At 60.9% G+C, this 16,196-nt stretch carries 9 protein-coding genes and 1 pseudogene; 5 read left to right on the top strand and 5 right to left on the bottom strand.

Annotation, left to right across the window (positions count from 1 at the left end; all coding sequences use genetic code 11):
• The 4 genes from NKJ08_RS35435 to NKJ08_RS35420 form a co-directional block, all read right to left on the bottom strand.
• Positions 1 to 1,066 (bottom strand): nucleotidyl transferase AbiEii/AbiGii toxin family protein (locus tag NKJ08_RS35435; RefSeq protein ID WP_352785845.1); only part of this gene is annotated, 1,066 nt, incomplete at its 3' end.
• A complete protein-coding gene (locus tag NKJ08_RS35430; protein ID WP_352785841.1) occupies positions 1,063 to 1,725 on the bottom strand; it encodes a DUF6088 family protein in 663 nt (220 codons plus the stop codon). The genes NKJ08_RS35430 and NKJ08_RS35435, both read right to left, overlap by 4 nt.
• A gap of 242 nt (positions 1,726 to 1,967) precedes the next feature.
• Positions 1,968 to 5,435, bottom strand: a complete 3,468-nt coding sequence (locus NKJ08_RS35425) for an AAA family ATPase (RefSeq protein WP_352785838.1) — start codon at positions 5,433 to 5,435, stop codon at positions 1,968 to 1,970.
• Positions 5,432 to 6,691, bottom strand: a complete 1,260-nt coding sequence (locus tag NKJ08_RS35420) for a metallophosphoesterase family protein (protein WP_352785835.1) — start codon at positions 6,689 to 6,691, stop codon at positions 5,432 to 5,434. The genes NKJ08_RS35425 and NKJ08_RS35420 overlap by 4 nt, the downstream gene beginning before the upstream one ends.
• Before the next feature lie 493 nt (positions 6,692 to 7,184).
• Here NKJ08_RS35420 and NKJ08_RS35415 point away from each other — a divergent pair, with 493 nt between their 5' ends.
• Positions 7,185 to 10,550 carry a TM0106 family RecB-like putative nuclease gene (locus tag NKJ08_RS35415; RefSeq protein WP_352785832.1) on the top strand — a complete coding sequence of 1,122 codons (3,366 nt, stop codon included), beginning with the start codon at positions 7,185 to 7,187 and terminating at the stop codon, positions 10,548 to 10,550.
• A gap of 371 nt (positions 10,551 to 10,921) precedes the next feature.
• Here the strand turns inward: NKJ08_RS35415 and NKJ08_RS35410 are convergent, their stop codons facing one another.
• Positions 10,922 to 11,656 (bottom strand): thermonuclease family protein, encoded by a 735-nt coding sequence (locus NKJ08_RS35410; RefSeq protein WP_352785829.1) that lies wholly within the window; start codon positions 11,654 to 11,656, stop codon positions 10,922 to 10,924.
• 498 nt (positions 11,657 to 12,154) lie between these two features.
• On the opposite strand from NKJ08_RS35410, the gene NKJ08_RS35405 reads away from it, so the two are divergent.
• The 4 genes and pseudogenes from NKJ08_RS35405 to NKJ08_RS35390 all read left to right on the top strand — a co-directional run.
• On the top strand, positions 12,155 to 13,600 hold the full coding sequence (locus NKJ08_RS35405; protein WP_352785826.1) for a hypothetical protein: 1,446 nt from the start codon (positions 12,155 to 12,157) through the stop codon (positions 13,598 to 13,600).
• Positions 13,587 to 14,420: a hypothetical protein gene (locus NKJ08_RS35400; RefSeq protein ID WP_352785823.1), complete on the top strand. Its 834-nt coding sequence runs from the start codon at positions 13,587 to 13,589 to the stop codon at positions 14,418 to 14,420. The genes NKJ08_RS35405 and NKJ08_RS35400 overlap by 14 nt, the downstream gene beginning before the upstream one ends.
• A 153-nt stretch (positions 14,421 to 14,573) precedes the next feature.
• Positions 14,574 to 15,695: a hypothetical protein gene (locus NKJ08_RS35395; protein WP_352785820.1), complete on the top strand. Its 1,122-nt coding sequence runs from the start codon at positions 14,574 to 14,576 to the stop codon at positions 15,693 to 15,695.
• Positions 15,683 to 16,196: pseudogene (locus NKJ08_RS35390) on the top strand (hypothetical protein); the annotation flags it as partial. The gene NKJ08_RS35395 and the pseudogene NKJ08_RS35390, both read left to right, overlap by 13 nt.

The raw sequence follows: 16,196 nt of genomic DNA, 5'->3' as shown, positions 1-16,196 counted from the left end.
ACGGCCATCCACAGAGCCAGATCGAGGAACTCATGCCCTGGCGATTCCGGAAAACATCAAGCCCAAACCCATAGGTGATCGGCGAGGCGCTTACGATCATGGCGCTCATGGCAACATAGTCTCGCCGCAAAGCGTCAATCATTCCGTCATGTGGCAGCAGAGCGAACGTCGGCGGCTGCGCAGTCGCAAGGTCGTAGTCCTTCCGATTGAAAAACATACGAGCATGAGCCACGCAGTCGGCGCCAATATCCTTGTTCGCGATCGCCCGGCGGCCGATTTCGGACTCCATGAGCTGATGGATGTCGTAGCAGTGGCGCGAGATCCGTTGTCCGCCACCACGCAGTTCACCGCGACGCTCAAACCAGCGCCGCAAGCCGTGAAGGATCACGACCTTGTCCCAAAAGGTCCGCTCCGGATCGACCGTAGTGACGTCTGCCACACTTAGATCGAGACCTGGCGCGTCCTCATCGACATAGGGTCGGATGATCTGCGGCGTGTTCGGATCGAGCGCTGACTTCGCGCCTGACTCAATCTTTACCGCCGGACGGACATACGCCTCAACAGGCGTCGCGGTCGGATACCAAAGCAGAAGGGTCTGCCTGTCATCGTCGTCAGTTCGTACCTGAAAGTCTTTTTGCGGCAGTCCCGTGCGCTCTGCGGTTGCGGCTACCAATACAGTCAGGGCCTCCGCCATCGGTCCTTGGATATAGGCCGTACAGGCGTCCTTGATGGCATCCAGCTTCGCCTCGCGCTTGGTTCGACTGAGGTTCTGAAGTTCGGCGATCGACGTCCCCTCCCCCAGATCATCGCGGAACACAGTGACATCGATGTCTTCCGAAAACCGGCTGATCAGGCCGAACCCCTTGGAAAGGGAGGTGCCGCCTTTGAATAGCAGCCGTGGACTGTCGTTGGGCATGCCGTTGAACAGCGCGTCCAAGGCCCAGCAGACCCAGAAGTCCTTTTCGATATTCTGCGGCGTGGAGCTAAGACGCTGAGCTGTTGTCGTAAATAGGCCCGCCCTTGTCGCGGCGTCGGCGCTCAGGACTTGGTCATAAGCAGAATTCATTGGCTCGGCATTCTCAGAGGCGTAGTCCCGCTCGGCGGGATCTGGCCTTGGGATATCTCGGCCGCGTCCTTCAGCAAAGGCTTCAACAGAACCTGCATCCAGGCGGGAAGGGTTGGCAGGCCTTCGGCCAGGTCGGCGCGGAGGCGCTCACCTTGGTCGGGATCGTTCAGCAGTCGGCGCAGACGCCGCAACAGTTTCTGGTTCCCGTCATCCTGGCCCAGCATATCGCGCATCCAATGCAGCGCCTGGACGACGCGCATTGCCGGGCGCCCCGCCCAATAGAGTTTGCTGGCCGACGTGGGCCGGAAGGTGATGTCGAGGTTGCCTAGGCGAATCGGCCGCAACCGCGCATCGGCATGAACGACGATGCGGGCCGGCACCGCGTCAGTCAGGCCGAGGTCATTTGCTGCGGTCATGCCGTCGACGAGGACCCGGATCTGATCGCGCCGTGCCACGGCGTCAATGACGCCCCGGGGGTCTGGTGGGCTTTTCTGCTGGGTCAGGGTGTTGAATGTCGGTCGATCGTACAGTCCGCGATCAATCCGCCGCAACTCAGCGGCCTTGACCATCCGCTGCAGCACCTTGTCCACCGCATCGCGATTGCCGAGGTCAAGAAAATCCGCGGGCGTCCAGACCGTGCGTGGTGGACTCGCCGCCATGCGATCTTGGATTAGAGCCTTCAGGTCCGACCGAGTCTCTCTCATGTCCGAAATATGTATACCTATTTCGGACAAATGCCAACGTCGAGTGTCCGAAAAATGTCCACATATTTCGGACCAGCATGGCTCTGGCTAACTTGCTGCTAACAATCCAAGTAGCTGCCGAGCTCGACGTCGTCATCAAATGATTGGTGGCGCAAAACGCCCTCATGGACGTAGAGCGGTTACGACACAATCACCCGTCATCCAAGTTCGTGAATCGCTACGCTCGGCACAACAGCCTTGGCGATCTCACATAGGTGCTGGTGATGCGTAAGATAGATCACCTGACCGGCTGAAGCCATTTCGCCAAACAACCTGAAGACCTCCTCGGACCGGACATGGTCGAAGGTTTCCATGATGTCGTCTGCCATGAAGGGCACGGAGGGCCGAAACTGCGCAAATTCGTAGTACCCGGCGAGCCTGAGCGCCAGGTAGAGTTGAAACCGGGCGCCTTTTGACAGCGCGTCGGCGACCTTGGATTGCCCATCGCGCTGCAACGCGATGAGCACTTCCCCACCCTTCACAGGTTGCGTTGTCAGGCCAGAGTACTGGCCGCGCGTCATGAGGGCGAATGCGTCTGATGCGCGCTCCATCATCCCGGAGCGGTGACGCTCGCGGTAGAGATGCAGAGCATTTCCAGCGGACATTATTCCCAATTTCAGCTCGATATAGCGGACGGCCTTTTCCTCGATTTCCAGAAGAACGGTGCGCCGTTCGGCATCTATGCGAGCAACAGCGCTGTCGCCGCCAATGGCGTCCAGCTTGTCGGTCGCGCGCGTCTGCCGAATGAGCTGGTGCTGTATCGCCTCGTCAGAAGCGCGAAGCCGTTGCTCGGCCTCAGCCTTCTCGATCGCGAGACTGTCGAGATCGACAGCATCCAATATCGAACGCGCCTGCTCGAACCCTTCCACCGCGAGTTCGGACGACACCTGCTCCTCAAGTTCGGCGACGGCTGTGCGCAGGCGATCCCTGTTGCGCAGGAGTTCGTCGCGTTGCACGACGTCCGCCAGCGTGGCCACGCCAAAGACGCTCAGAACCTCGCTCTTGCGGCGCGCATGTGCCGAAATCTCGGCATCGAGGATATCACGGCCATCCTCCCGGCGCTGAAGGTCATTGACGAGGCTTGCCTTGGCCTCGCGCGTGCGCTCGGCGCGCTCCAGGCGCTCGGCAAGCCGAATCGCCAGCTGTTCAGGTTCGTCGTCGGCCGCCTCGCCCGCTTCGGCTGCAACGACAGTAACCTCGACCAGGAAATTGTTCCTGTCGGCCTCCATCTTCTCGATACGGAGTTGCATGGCGCCGCGGTCTTGAAGACATTTGGACAGTTCAGCCAATTGATCGAGGACGCCGCCGACGCCGGGCGCCGAGATGCCGCTCTCGAGCCAGGTCCCCTTGAGCGCTTCGGCAACGCCGACTAGCCATTCATCCTCACGCTGCTCTGCGACTTCGATGGCTCGGCGCCTGGTGGTCAGATCGTCTTGCCTTGTGCCAACGGTCTTGAGCGCCTCTGTACGCTCAGCGTCCACCTTGAATTGCCTGTCAAGAAACAGCTCTGCCACGGCCATGACCGTCTCCAGGCTGTCACCAGGATCCGAACCGACGCCGACGCTCGCCAGCGCGCCGCTCAGCTCCAGGCGCATTCGGCCTTCCTCATCAGCCGCCCGCTTGGCCTTCTTGCGGGAAAGCTCGATCTCCTCCCAGGCCGCGAGCGCATCGACCCGGGCATCAATGCGATCCTCGATCAGCTCGATCAGCTGTTCGGGAGATGTTTCCTGGGATGGTCCGAGCAGGTCTCTTGCCGCTGCGCGAATTTCCAAGAGCACAGCCTCCCGATCTGAGCCGTTGCGTGCAAGTTGGTCGCGCGCATGCGCGATGGTGGCCGCAGTTTCAGCGAGGTTGCGGTTCGTGCTGCGAATCTCGACCAGTTCCCGGGCATTGGCCAAACGACCTGCTCCGACGCTGTCGTCTCGGGCTAGTGCCGCCGCGAAATCATCCGCCGTTTCCCCAGTGAGGTCATCGCGATGCCTTGCCCAAGCGTTGTCCCGGTCGCGCCGAATGGCATGCGCGGCATCATCGTCGGTGACATCGATCGAAATTCGAAGCGCATCCAGGCGCGCCGAAAGCAAGTCGTGATTGCCCTGGTGCTCGGCAAGGCGTTCGGAAAGAACGCCCCTAGTCTTCCCGAGCTCTGCTGCAAGCGCCTTCCATGCGCCAAGCTGTCCAGCATTCGGAACGGCGACCCTGGACAACGCGCGAGCATCTCCCGACCAGGGATGCAAGTGCGCGATCGCAGCCTCACATCGAATTGCACCTGCATCTGCGGCCTCGCATGCCGCCTTGGTCTCCCTCATGTACCCGCTGGCCCTTGCCGTCGATAAAGCCGAAACCAGCCTCGCCCTGGCAGGCTCGGGGACGGCTCGTTCTTCGCCGACCCGCTCGCGTGCCTCCTGAAGCGCATCAGCAGCTGCCACGGCCTCCTCGCGCGCAACGCGCACGCTTGTAACGATCCCGGATCGCTGCTCGACCATGGTGCGGACAGCGCCAATGGTTGCAGCAGGCAAAAGCAGTTTGGCAGGGTCTGGCTCCGAGGATCGCTCCAAGGCGGCAAGGTAGGTCGCCACGGCATTGTCGAGGATTTGCAACTCCGTCCTGCGACTTGGCAGGTCCAGGCCGGCCGATACGTGGCGCACCTTGCGGTCTGCCAGGCCGCGAACCCGTTCGGAGATCACGAGGATCTCCGCGTCGACGTCGACCGAGGCGATTTTCGTCGTCACCCGCTCGATCTCATCCACACTCGCGGATAGCCGCGTTCTTAGACTGGCGTCGGTCTCTATCATGTCGGCGACGCTGCCCGTCCAGGTCCGTGAAGGAGAAGCGATCTCAGGCAACTCGGCTAGTTGGGCTTCCTTACGTCGGATGTCGGCAAGGATCGGGATCGCACGAAGATACTTCGCGATGGTGTCGAGCCGAGTCGACAGCACCGACCGTTCGGCGATGCTGCGGTTGTATTTTTCTGTCGCATCCAGGCGCTCTGTCTCGAGGGTCTCGAACGTCGACGCCAAAGTGTCGATCGCCTCCTTCCCGGACTTCAGTTCCGCAAGCCGCTTCTTGAGCAGCGCAAGTTCGGTTCCGTGTGCCTGTTTGCGATAGAGCCTGTCCGCTTCGGCCTCGAGCACGCTCAATGTATCGCTTGCGTGCCCGAGGCCGGCGCTGGCCGTGAACAGCAGCTTGCCCAGGTCGCCGCGCGATTCCAGGATTGATTTTCCACCTGCTTCCAGCGTTTCGTCGTCCAACGAGAACATGGTCTCGTATGCGTCGCGAGACAGCCCGGCAAGATGCGCTGATATCGCCATTTCGCTCACCGGTTGGCCAGTCTCGTTCAGCAATGAGTTGGTGCGCTGTTTCGTGCGTGTGAACGAGTGCTCCGCGCCGCCAAGTTCGAGCACACCGCCGATGCGCATCGCGCTGTACTCGTGCAGGAAATTGTAGCGGCTGCGTTCCTCGATGCCGAACAGCAGGTCGAGATACCCGGAAAGCGCGGTCGACTTGCCGGCTTCGTTCAGGCCGAAGACGATATGCAGGTCGGGACCGGATTTCGGTTTTGGTCCGAAGTCGATCATCCTGTCGGTGAACTTGCCATAACGGATGAGATCAAATCGCCGGAGCCTCATTGGAGTCCACCGGCCTTGAGGCGGGCGGTGACCAGGTCGGCGCCGTTGGCAAGCACCCTGTCGAGGAACAATTCCAGCTCAGCCTCGTCCTTACCGGCGAAATCGCGCCCGTCAGGCGGAAGGTCCGCGATCATCTTCTGGACCAACGCCCTCGCCTCGGCACGGAAGGCTTCCGAGCCGGCATCGGCGCGCATGGATTGAGCGAGTTCGAAAATCGGATCAGCGACGCCCTCGGATGTTTCGCCTGCGGATGGAGAGACGTTAAGCTCGAGCTTCTCCACCCAGGTGTCCCCCGTGTGTTCCGCGACCTGCTCGGCTTCTGCGAGCAGCACGTCGCGGTCACGGATCAGCGCCCAGGATAAAGGTGAGGCCCCGCTCAGGCCGAGACGGACCACAACATGACGGGATCTGACAGAGGCGCGCGCATCTTCAAGCGCGGAGCGGACTCGCCCGACGACTTCGGACCATTCCACCGTTTCGGTCACGTCGACGCTCAACCGCTCGAATTGCGCGATACTGGTTAGCCTTTCCTCGATCTCGATGGTGCGGTCGTCGCGTATCGTGACCAGGGTGACGGATTTCTCGCCGGCCTCGTTGATGTCCCTGCCCTGCGGGATTCCCGGCATCACCACCGTGCTCGCTCCAGGGTGGACTTGGCGGACATGGATGTGCCCTAGCGCCCAGTAGTCGAAGCCATGGCTGTGCAGATCAACGACGCTGCAGGGAGCGTAGACGTCGTGGCCGGGCGATCCGGCCAGGCTCGTATGCATGATGCCGACATTGACCGCGCCCTCACGCGGGGCTGAATACTTGGGAAGCAGACTGTCCGGCGCCTTAGGGCTCGCAAAGCTCAAGCCATGGAACATGACGTCGAGCCCGCCGGCTGTCTGCAGCACTGACTGGGGACGGCCACCGAAGATCGTGACCGTGTCAGGGAACACGAGCTGTTTCGATATCCGCGACAGGGCGTCATGATTGCCGCGGATCTTGAAAACCCGGATGCCGGCCTGATGCAGGCGTGTCATTTGCGATGCCAGGAACCTCGCCGTTTTCATCGATGTCTGGTCGCCATCGTAGAGATCGCCGGCAATGACCAGGGCATCAACACGTTCCGCAAGGCAGAGATCCACGATCGACACGAATGCCTGCCGGCTGGCGTCTCCGACAAGTTCGGCAAGGTTGGGGTTTCGCATCGCCAGCGAACGCAGTGGCGAGTCGAGATGAATATCGGCCGTGTGTACGAATCGAAATGCCATCGAGCAGTCTCCGCCCACGAACATATCGATGTTCGATCGCGGCCCGATAGAAGAATTTCACGGCACGCTTGGCCCGCGCCGATGGTGCGGCCTTTGGCTTGCGGCTGAACAGGGCAAGTTCACCGCACACCACATCATATGCATACATTTCTCGAGGCAATTGTCATGGTCGCAACCGATGTCGAGCTCCTGGCTCACCGAGACGGGGAAGATGCAGCGCAAGAATCCGCCGACCTGTGCCATCGGCTGGACCGATTCCGTGCTGTTCGCTAATCGCAACGGGAAACAACGGCCGGAAAAGACTTCCGCGAGGCCCTGGCGTGGAAAGATCGAGGAGAGTGGCGTCCGAAGTTGTTCAACGGCCCGGTGCGGCGAACGACGGCAAACAATACCGCAAATCCGGGCAATGTAGGTGGCGATATCTGTTGAATTGCCGAGCTGTCGCCAATCTGCGTATACTTTGCTTATGCTGAGAATCGGGTCCGAATTACAGTTGAGCGCCTCCGACCTGGTAGGCCACTTGAACTGCGGCCACCTGACGGCGCTTGACCTTCAGGTGGCGGATGGCGCGCTTGAGAAGCCGAAGATCTGGGACCCGCTGCTCGAGATCCTGCAGCAGCGCGGGGCCGCGCACGAGGCGGCCTATGTCGATCACCAGCGTGCGTCCGGCTTTATGGTCACAGTCATCGAGGGCAAGGGCATTGATGACAGCTCAGTGGCCGCCACGATCGCGGCGATGCGCGCCGGCGCGCAGATCATCGTGCAGGCGGCGCTACAGGCACTACCCTTCACGGGCCGGGCCGACATCCTCCGGCGCGTCGAGATGCCAAGTGATCTCGGCGCCTGGTCCTATGAAGTCATCGACACCAAGCTCGCTCGCGAAACCAAGGGTGGGACGGTGCTGCAGCTCTGCCTCTATTGCGACCTCGTCGGACAGATGCAGGGCCTCATGCCAGAATATGCCTACGTTGTCGCGCCCCTCACCGGCTTCGAGCCGGAGGTCTTTCGGGTCAGCGACTATGCCGCCTATTACCGCAATGTCCGGGAACGTTTCGCCGCGTCCTTGAACGGAAACGGCGGCACCTATCCGGAGCCGGTCGCTCATTGCGATATCTGCCGCTGGCGCGGCCAATGCGACGACCGGCGCCACCACGACGATCACCTCTCCCTCGTGGCCGGGATCACGGCCGTTCAACGCGGTGAGCTCGCCGGCCACGACGTCGCCACCATGACCGCGCTGGCCGAGCTCCCCCTGCCGCTGCCGTGGAAGCCGGAGCGCGGCGCCGCTTCGTCCTACAATCGGATTCGGGAGCAGGCCCGGATCCAGGTCGCGGGGCGCGCGGCCGGGCAATTGCTTCATGAAGCGCTGCCGATAGAGCCGGGCTTTGGTCTGTGCCGCCTGCCGGAGCCGGACGACGCTGATATCTTCTTCGATCTTGAAGGCGACCCCTTCGTGGGCGATGGCGGCCTCGAATATCTTTTCGGCTACGCCTTCAAGGACACGGAGGGCGCCCTCACTTACGTCGCCGACTGGTGCCTCACGCCGTCCGATGAAAAGTCCGCCTTTGAACGCTTCGTCGATTTCGTGATCGAGCGGCGAACGCACCATCCCGGCATGCACATTTATCACTACGCGGCCTATGAGGTGGGCGCGCTCAAACGCCTGATGGGGCGCTACGCGACGCGCGAGGAAGAGATCGACACGCTGCTGCGCGGGCAGGTCCTGGTCGATCTCTACGCGGTGGTCCGCCACGCCATCCGCGCCAGCGTCGAGAGCTATTCCATCAAGAAGCTGGAGCCGCTCTACGAATTCGTACGCGCGGTGTCGCTGCCCGATGCCAACTATGCCTTGAGCAAGGTCCAGGCCCGCCTGGAGCTCGGGGATGCAGGCGGCATCAATGCGGAAGATCGGGCCGTCGTTACGGGCTACAACCAAGATGACTGTGTCTCGACGGAGCGGCTTCGGGACTGGCTCGAGCGCCTGCGGACTGACGCGGTCGCCTCAGGCGTGGAGATTCCGCGGCCAGCTCCGCCTGGAGAGAAAGCTCCGGCGGATATTAGTGCCTGGCAGGCGCGGATCGATGCAATAGTGGCCAAGTTGACCGATGGCATTCCGATGGACTCCGCGGAACGCAGCGCCGAGCAGCAGGCGCTCTACGTGCTGACGAACGTGCTCGACTGGCATCGCCGGGAAGAGAAGGCGATCTGGTGGGAATATTTCCGGCTGGCGGCACTGTCCGCGGACGAGCTGGAGGACGAGCGGGCAGGCATTGCCGGCCTCGAGTTCGTGGATACCGTGGGCGGAACCGCCAAGGCCCCTATCCACCGCTATCGATTTCCCCCGCAGGACGCTGAGTTTCGCGGCGGGGAGGATTTGCGCAGCGTCGGCGGCGAGCGGTTCGGCAAGGTCGAGGCCGTCGAGCTGGAACATCGGTTCATCGACATCAAGAAGCGGGGCGACACCGCCGGTTTTCACCCAGAAGCTGTCTTTGCCCATACCTACATCGATACGAGTGTTCTGGCCGAGTCCCTGGTGCAGATCGGTGAGTACGTCGCCGATCATGGCATTGCCGGTCCTGGCGGTTATAAGGCGGCGCGCGATCTGTTGCTGCAGCTTCCGCCCGGTGCCGGCGGCTCGACGCTGCGCCAGCCGTGCGAAAGCGCGGTCGATGCGGCCTGTCGCCTCGTCCCGGCCTTGCAGGGCGTGCTCGCCATCCAGGGACCGCCGGGGACGGGAAAAACCCATACCGGCGCCCACGCAATCCTGGCGCTGGTCAGGGCCGGTCTGCGCGTCGGGGTAACCGCCAACAGCCACAAGGTCATTCGAAACCTGCTCGCAAAGGCTGTCGAAGAAGCGGAGAAGGAAGACTTCGACCTGCAGTGCCAGCACAAGGTCTCGGACGCAGAAGACAATGTCCCGCACCTCACTTTCACGACGAAGAACCCCGAAGCCCTCGGCGCCTTCGCCAGCGGCCACCACGTCCTCGGCGGCACGGGATTCCTCTGGGCGCGGCCCGATGCGACCGGTCTCGTCGACGTGCTGTTCGTGGATGAGGCCGCGCAGATGTCGCTCGCCAACGTGCTTGCCATATCGCCGGCCGCAGCCAGCCTTGTCCTGCTTGGCGATCCGCAGCAGCTCGAGCAGCCGATGCAGGGCTCGCATCCCGAGGGCACGGAGGTCTCGGCCCTCGACCACCTTCTCGGCGGACGGCAGACCATCGCCGAGGATCAAGGTCTGTTCCTCGATCAGACCTGGCGCCTCCACCCCGACATCTGCCGTTTCACATCCGAGCTGTTCTACGAAAGCAGACTCCTTCCCCGTCCCGGTCTCGAGAACCAGTCCATCCTGATGGACGGCCCGCTTGGCGGGAGCGGCCTGCGCTATGTCGCGGTGCAGCACAGCGGCAACCAGAATTCCAGCCCGGAGGAGGCCGACCGTATCCGCAATATTGTGCTGGGGATCCTTGCCTCAGGTGCAGGTTGGCGCGACCGCGAGGGCAACGAGGCGTCGCTCACCCTGGAAGACATCCTGGTTATCGCGCCCTACAACGCGCAGGTCCTTGAAATCCAGGCGCGCCTCCCCGGCGCGAGGGTGGGGACGGTTGACAAGTTCCAGGGACAGGAGGCGCCCATCGTGATCTATTCCATCACGACCTCCAGTCATGGCGACGCCCCGCGTGGGATGGAGTTCCTCTACAGCGCGAACCGCCTCAACGTGGCCACCTCCCGCGCCAAGGCGCTGTGCATTCTCGTGGCCAATCCGGATGTGTTCGAGCCGGAATGCCGAACGCCGCGCCAGATGCAGCTCGCCAACGGCTTCTGCCGCTACCTGGAAACGGCCGATGTGGTCGATCCATAGGTCCTCGCAACGCCGCATCAATGTCCGACCAAAGGCTGTCGACGAGGGAGAAAAGTCGGTGATGCGCGGCCTGTATCTCTCGTTCATAGCGAGTGCTCGAAGTGCCGGTTCCCTGTCAGACCGCGTCGTCCGCAGAGCGGAATGCTGTGGTACCAAGTCGGACCAAGCTGCAACCACAGCGTGGCTGACAAAGATCTGATAGCGATTACCTACAGCGCGTCTAAAGCGATGATGATGTAGCCTGTATCAGTTGATGGTGTTCCTCGAAAACTTGATGTTGGCTTTGAAAAAAGCTTCCCAGGCCTGCCGCGGAATTTACAATCCGCCCATTCTGAGATCCCGCCCAGGATGGCTTCCACAGACCGGTATTGCTAGCAGAGCCCTTCGCAAGGAATCCCGTCTTTGTCGCGGTCGAGTTTGCCGCCCCATGAACAGTTCTCGAGATACCAGCGTGCCTCATCGCACGACCCGATTTGGGAGCAGTACCGTCGTGGTTCGCATGAATAGCCACTTTGTGCGACCAGTGGGCGCTTGATGATTCCCAAGGGCTTCGACGAAGGAGTGCTTTCGCTATGTTGTGCGCGCCACTCCCAAGGCGCCTGGAAGGCTCCTACCCAGATGCCAATCTTCGCAGTCGCCGCCTTCGCCTGCTGTGCTGAATATGCACCGCGGCTGTAGCGCGGCCAATCCAAAGCCTGGCCATGCTCGACCATCCACGCGGCGACGTTGATACCATCGGCGCGCTGGCAATCCCCGACAAAGCGACGATATCGATCCCAAGTCACGAACGTGCATTTGACCGGACTCGAGGCCAGCAGGAAGGTCTCCAGAGCCTCGGCCGAGCGGCGCCCGCACGGATAGTCGAAGCCCTTGGCGTCACCGCACGACTGATTGCTCTCTGGGGCATCGATGCCATTGAAGCGGATCCGCTGGCCATGAATCTCGATCGTATCGCCATCGACGACGGATGCAACGCCGTTGATTGGCTCTTGTTTCGCGCCAAGCCAGTTCGAAACTCCAATATCTGGAATTCGATCGCTGTGTCGCATTGCCGATTGCGTGGCCAAGGCGGCAGCGGCAACCACTGTCAGGAGGGCCAGCCGCAACGGGATGCTTCTCCAACGCCGAACGCGTGGTCGCCCCGCGCCATTGCGCTTCCGCCGCTGGTCTGAGCGACCGTTGTGCCGAGATTTGTCCAAGCCCTTCTCCCGCTGGGAGAATGCCCGCAAATTTCGTGCAGGTCTAGGTTTGGCAATTGCTATGGACAAGAAAGTTCTGCTGAGCGAGGGCGGCTCGCTCCCGTCAATACTGCGCAGCAAGAGCCACAGCGGGTCGACCAGTAGCGGTGCCCTCGCCCAAGTACGAGAATCCGAAAAATACTGTAGCCAGTCGAACCCATGACTCAGAATAGATGGGCCAGGTGGGGTCACTCCTTTGAGTTTGCATGCAGCCCGCCGATGTACTATCGAGCACAAAGGGAATGGCTTTCTGCCAGGTTGGGCAGCCGGATATGACAGACGCCGATAGCAGGACTGCCGCGCGCTGAAACGCGCAGCATGCCGCAGTGGCGCGTTCCGGAAGATTGATCATAGAGGTTTACGACGTTGGCCGCGAGATTTGAAGCGCTCGAGAAACTGCGCAACAGGATCATGGAAGCGAACCACGACTATAGGGTGGGAGCAGACATTTTCCCAAGCCTCGACGTCGACAAGATTGCCCGAGACTTGAACCTCGTCGATCAGGGAACAGCACGTGGCGAACAAGACCAGCCACCGTCCTCGTCGAAAGCCATCGATGAGGTCGAACATTCTATCGTCGAAAGGGTACACGACGAGAAGAAGACGGCCCACCAGATCCTCGAGGATACGCTCCACCTCCACTCCGGTCGTGTCGCGAATTTGGGCCTTGAGGAGCAGTTTGGCCTCCTTCAGCAAGCGCATACTTCGAGCCTGTCCAGCTTCAAGGGAGAAATAGCGATCGGCCTGGATACACTTCACGCCAGGCGAACCGACCTTCACGAGGCCACAAGAGAACTCGCCACCTTCCGCAAGAACCACCGCTTGGAACGTGTTGCCAGATTGCAGCACGGAACGGCCCATCTTTTCAGGATTGCGCTGCTTGTCTTCCTCTTCCTGGTCGAGACGTACCTCAACGGGTCCTTTCTGGCGAAAGGCAACGACCAGGGCTTTTTAGGCGGAGCCACGGAAGCCTTCGCGTTCTCCTTCGTCAACATTGTGTCGGCTTTGATTTTTGCCATTTTCTGCGTGCGCCTGGTCACTCACCGGTCGGTGGCAGTGAAACTCGTCGGAGCTGCTTCAATCCTGCTCTATGTCTGTATTGCACTGGGGATAAACCTGCTGCTCGCGCACTATCGCGAAGTCAGCGGAACGCTCGCCGACGGCGCGGGCAACGTTGCCGTCCAGAGAATGCTCCATAATCCGCTTGGGCTTGAGGAGGTGAGATCGTGGATGCTCTTCCTGGTGGGTCTGCTCTTTTCGATCATCGCCTTCATCGACGGCTGGTTTGTTCTCGATCCATACCCAGGCTATGCCGGCGTGGAAAAGAGGCGTCGGGAGCGGCGACTGGATTACACTGACACCAAGGCCGATCTCATAGACCGCCTCATCGAATTGCGCGATGACCACAACGCCAAGGTCGAGGACATCTTGAAAGGGCTTGGCAGCCGCAGGCGGGAACACGCGGCAATCCTGTCCAGCCGTGCGCGGCTCCTGGCCCTGTTCAATGAACACCAGGAGCAGTTGGAGCGGAGCGGCAACCAGCTCCTTTCAAAATACCGCGAAGCAAACATCCGCGCGCGAAAGACCGCCGCCCCAAAACACTTCTCCCAGCCTTTCAAACTCCAAAAGACCAAGCCCGTCATCCAAAACGATGGTGAGATCAAGGATAGCGATTTTGCCTCATCGATCGCGGCGGCCCAGCAGGCGCTAAACGAGCAGATGCGACAGGTCGGCAAGGAGTGCGAGGCCGGCATCGAGAAGTATCGCGACCTCGACAAGCTGTATCCGGAGACGCTCGATGGCCAGGCCTAGGAGCCGTCGCAGGGCGGGGAGCTCGCGCGGAAAGGGTGCTGGCGCGGTTGCAGGAGCGATCCTGCTTGGACTGGCGTCCCTGGCAATGCTTTCCGGCTATATCTGGCTCAACGTCAAGGCCCGGGACGTTGTCGAAACAGACGCAGGGACGGGCTGCCCCGTAAAGGGCGGACCAAACAGCGTCACTGCCGTTCTCTTCGACGCCTCCGATCCCGTCCCGCAAGCCACCATGGAAGATCTTGCCAACAAGTTCAGGCAGATTGCCGGTTCGATCAAGCAGGGCGGTTATCTCTGGGTCGGAACCCTGACATCAGTGCCTGGCAGTCTCAACGAGCTGTTCGCCCGCTGCAATCCGGGAGACGGGTCAACAGTGGACGTCTGGACCAGCAATCCGGGAAAGCACCAAAAGATCTGGGAACAAGCCTTCGACAAGCCGCTCAAGGACCTGACGGAGCAGTTGCCATCGGACAGTCAAGCCGATCAGTCGCCAATCATGGCTGGCATTCAGAAACTGAAACTCAGCCTGTTCGACAACGGCACGTTCGACAGCGTTCCAAAACGGCTGATCCTGGTTTCCGACATGATGGAGAACACCCCCGCCTATTCCCAATACAAATCCGGCGCCGACTACAACGTCTTCAAGAAAAGCCCCGCGAATTCCCGTTTCAGGACCGATCTTCTCGGCGCCGACGTGACCATTCTTTATTTCAACCGGCCGGAGAGGAAGTTCTCATCCGTCGGTCATGCCAATTTCTGGACACAGTGGTTTTCGGATAACGGGGGCAATCTCAGCGACTTTACAAAGCTTGAGGGGATGTAAGCCATGGCCGCCCGCGGACGTCCCTTAATCGATACGTGGTTTTTTCCCCAGGCTTTCTATATCGGGCTGACGGTCTGCGGCTGCGTCTTCATTGCCGTCACCAAGTCAGCCGGCCTAGGCCCCCTGATCTCGTCGACAGTGCCGATAGGTCTCATGATCGGCTATTTCGCATTTTCCTGGTACGTCGGGAAGTTGCGTCTTCATGATGAGCAGACAGGCGACAATCTGTACTACATGGGCTTCCTGTTCACGCTCTCCAGTTTGGGAGCCTCGCTTTACCAATTCGGCACAGATGCATCGACCGACGAAATCGTCAGGAATTTCGGCATCGCGGTGACGTCGACGATTACCGGCATCGCACTTCGCATCTTCTACAATCAGGTCCGCCGCGACCCGGCTGACGTGGAGCGGGCAACCCGTCATGAGCTCGCGGACATGACACGCCGGGTGCGCACGGAGATGGAAAGTGTAGCCCGTGAGTTCGCCGACTTCCGCAGGGTCTGCAACCAGATGCTGGAAGAAGGCTTCACCGAAATAGCCCGACAGGCGGAAAAGAACGGCGATCAAGTCCGACAGGCCTTCGAGGGGATGGCCGCCAAGGCGATAAAGCCCGTCCAGGACACTTCGGAAAAGATCGCCAAAACGCTCGATGAGACATTCGGCCGTATCGAAAGCCGGTTTTCAGGCGTTGCCGAAAAGGTCGAAACGGTTGCTGCGACCCTGGATAGAGCGAATGGTTCGATGGCCGCCACGGTCTCGAAGTTCGAGGTCCAGGCCGACATCGTGGCGGAGAAGCTCGGCAAAGTGGTTATCCCAGATGAGGTCCTCAAGACCGATGTCGTCATGGTCTTGAAGGTGCTTGCCGCTTCTGTTGGAAGGTTCACCGAACGTGCCGAGGCGCTTTCCAAGGAACAAGGCGAGCGGACCGACAAGCTCTCGGATACCGTGCTAAGAATAGCGGCGCTTCAGAAAGTCCTCCTGGAAAAACTTGAGAAGCAGGCCGAACAGAATGCCAGCACGACAAACCTGTTGTCTCGCTTTCTTGAGCGCGATCGTGTGCCCGCCCGAGACCAAACCCCTGCTGCAGCCCCACCACCAGCCACAGAACCCACGATCCAGCCATCGATTTTCATCCCTCTTCACGAGGAGGATGGGGAGGTTGACCCACCAGGTCTTGCAGCCACGGCCAACGGCACTGACGCCGAGAAGCACGTGCCGCAGCCCCCGCAGCCGAGCGGAGAGAAAACCCAGCCGAGGCCGAGATGGTGGCGCTGAACGAGCCAGATGGTGCCTCGGTCAGTTACGAGCGAAAGGGCCACGCGCGGGGCCTGATCCTGGGCCTCACCATGGCCGAAACGATGCTCCTGCTGGTCTTCTGTCTTCTCCTGGTCGCCGGCGCCATCGTCACCAAAAAGCAGGCGGAATTGCAAATTGCCCTGCAGAAGGCATCCCGGAGCGAGGCAGAAGTCTTGCAACTCAGGCAGGAGAACCAGAGCCTGCTTGCTCAGGTCGCCGAACTCATGGAAAAATCCACCGGCCACAAGGTCCCTGCCGAGGAATGGCGAAAACTGGTGCTGGCCAAGAAAGCAGTCGCGCGGATCGAGGAAAAGGGACTGACGGCTGAGGAAGCGGTGCGTCTGGCCGAGGCCACAGCGGTCGTCCGCGACAATCAGCTAACACCCGTATTGCCTCGCCCACGAGTGTTCCCAAAGAACAATGCCGTTGCCTCACTCGGATGTTCTCGATTGCCTCACTGGTTGTTCCCGAGATTTAGCC

The organism is Mesorhizobium sp. M0244 (assembly GCF_040321795.1).
In the GTDB taxonomy this organism is placed as follows: Bacteria; Pseudomonadota; Alphaproteobacteria; order Rhizobiales; family Rhizobiaceae; genus Mesorhizobium.
This window is presented reverse-complemented; position numbering and strand designations above follow the sequence as displayed.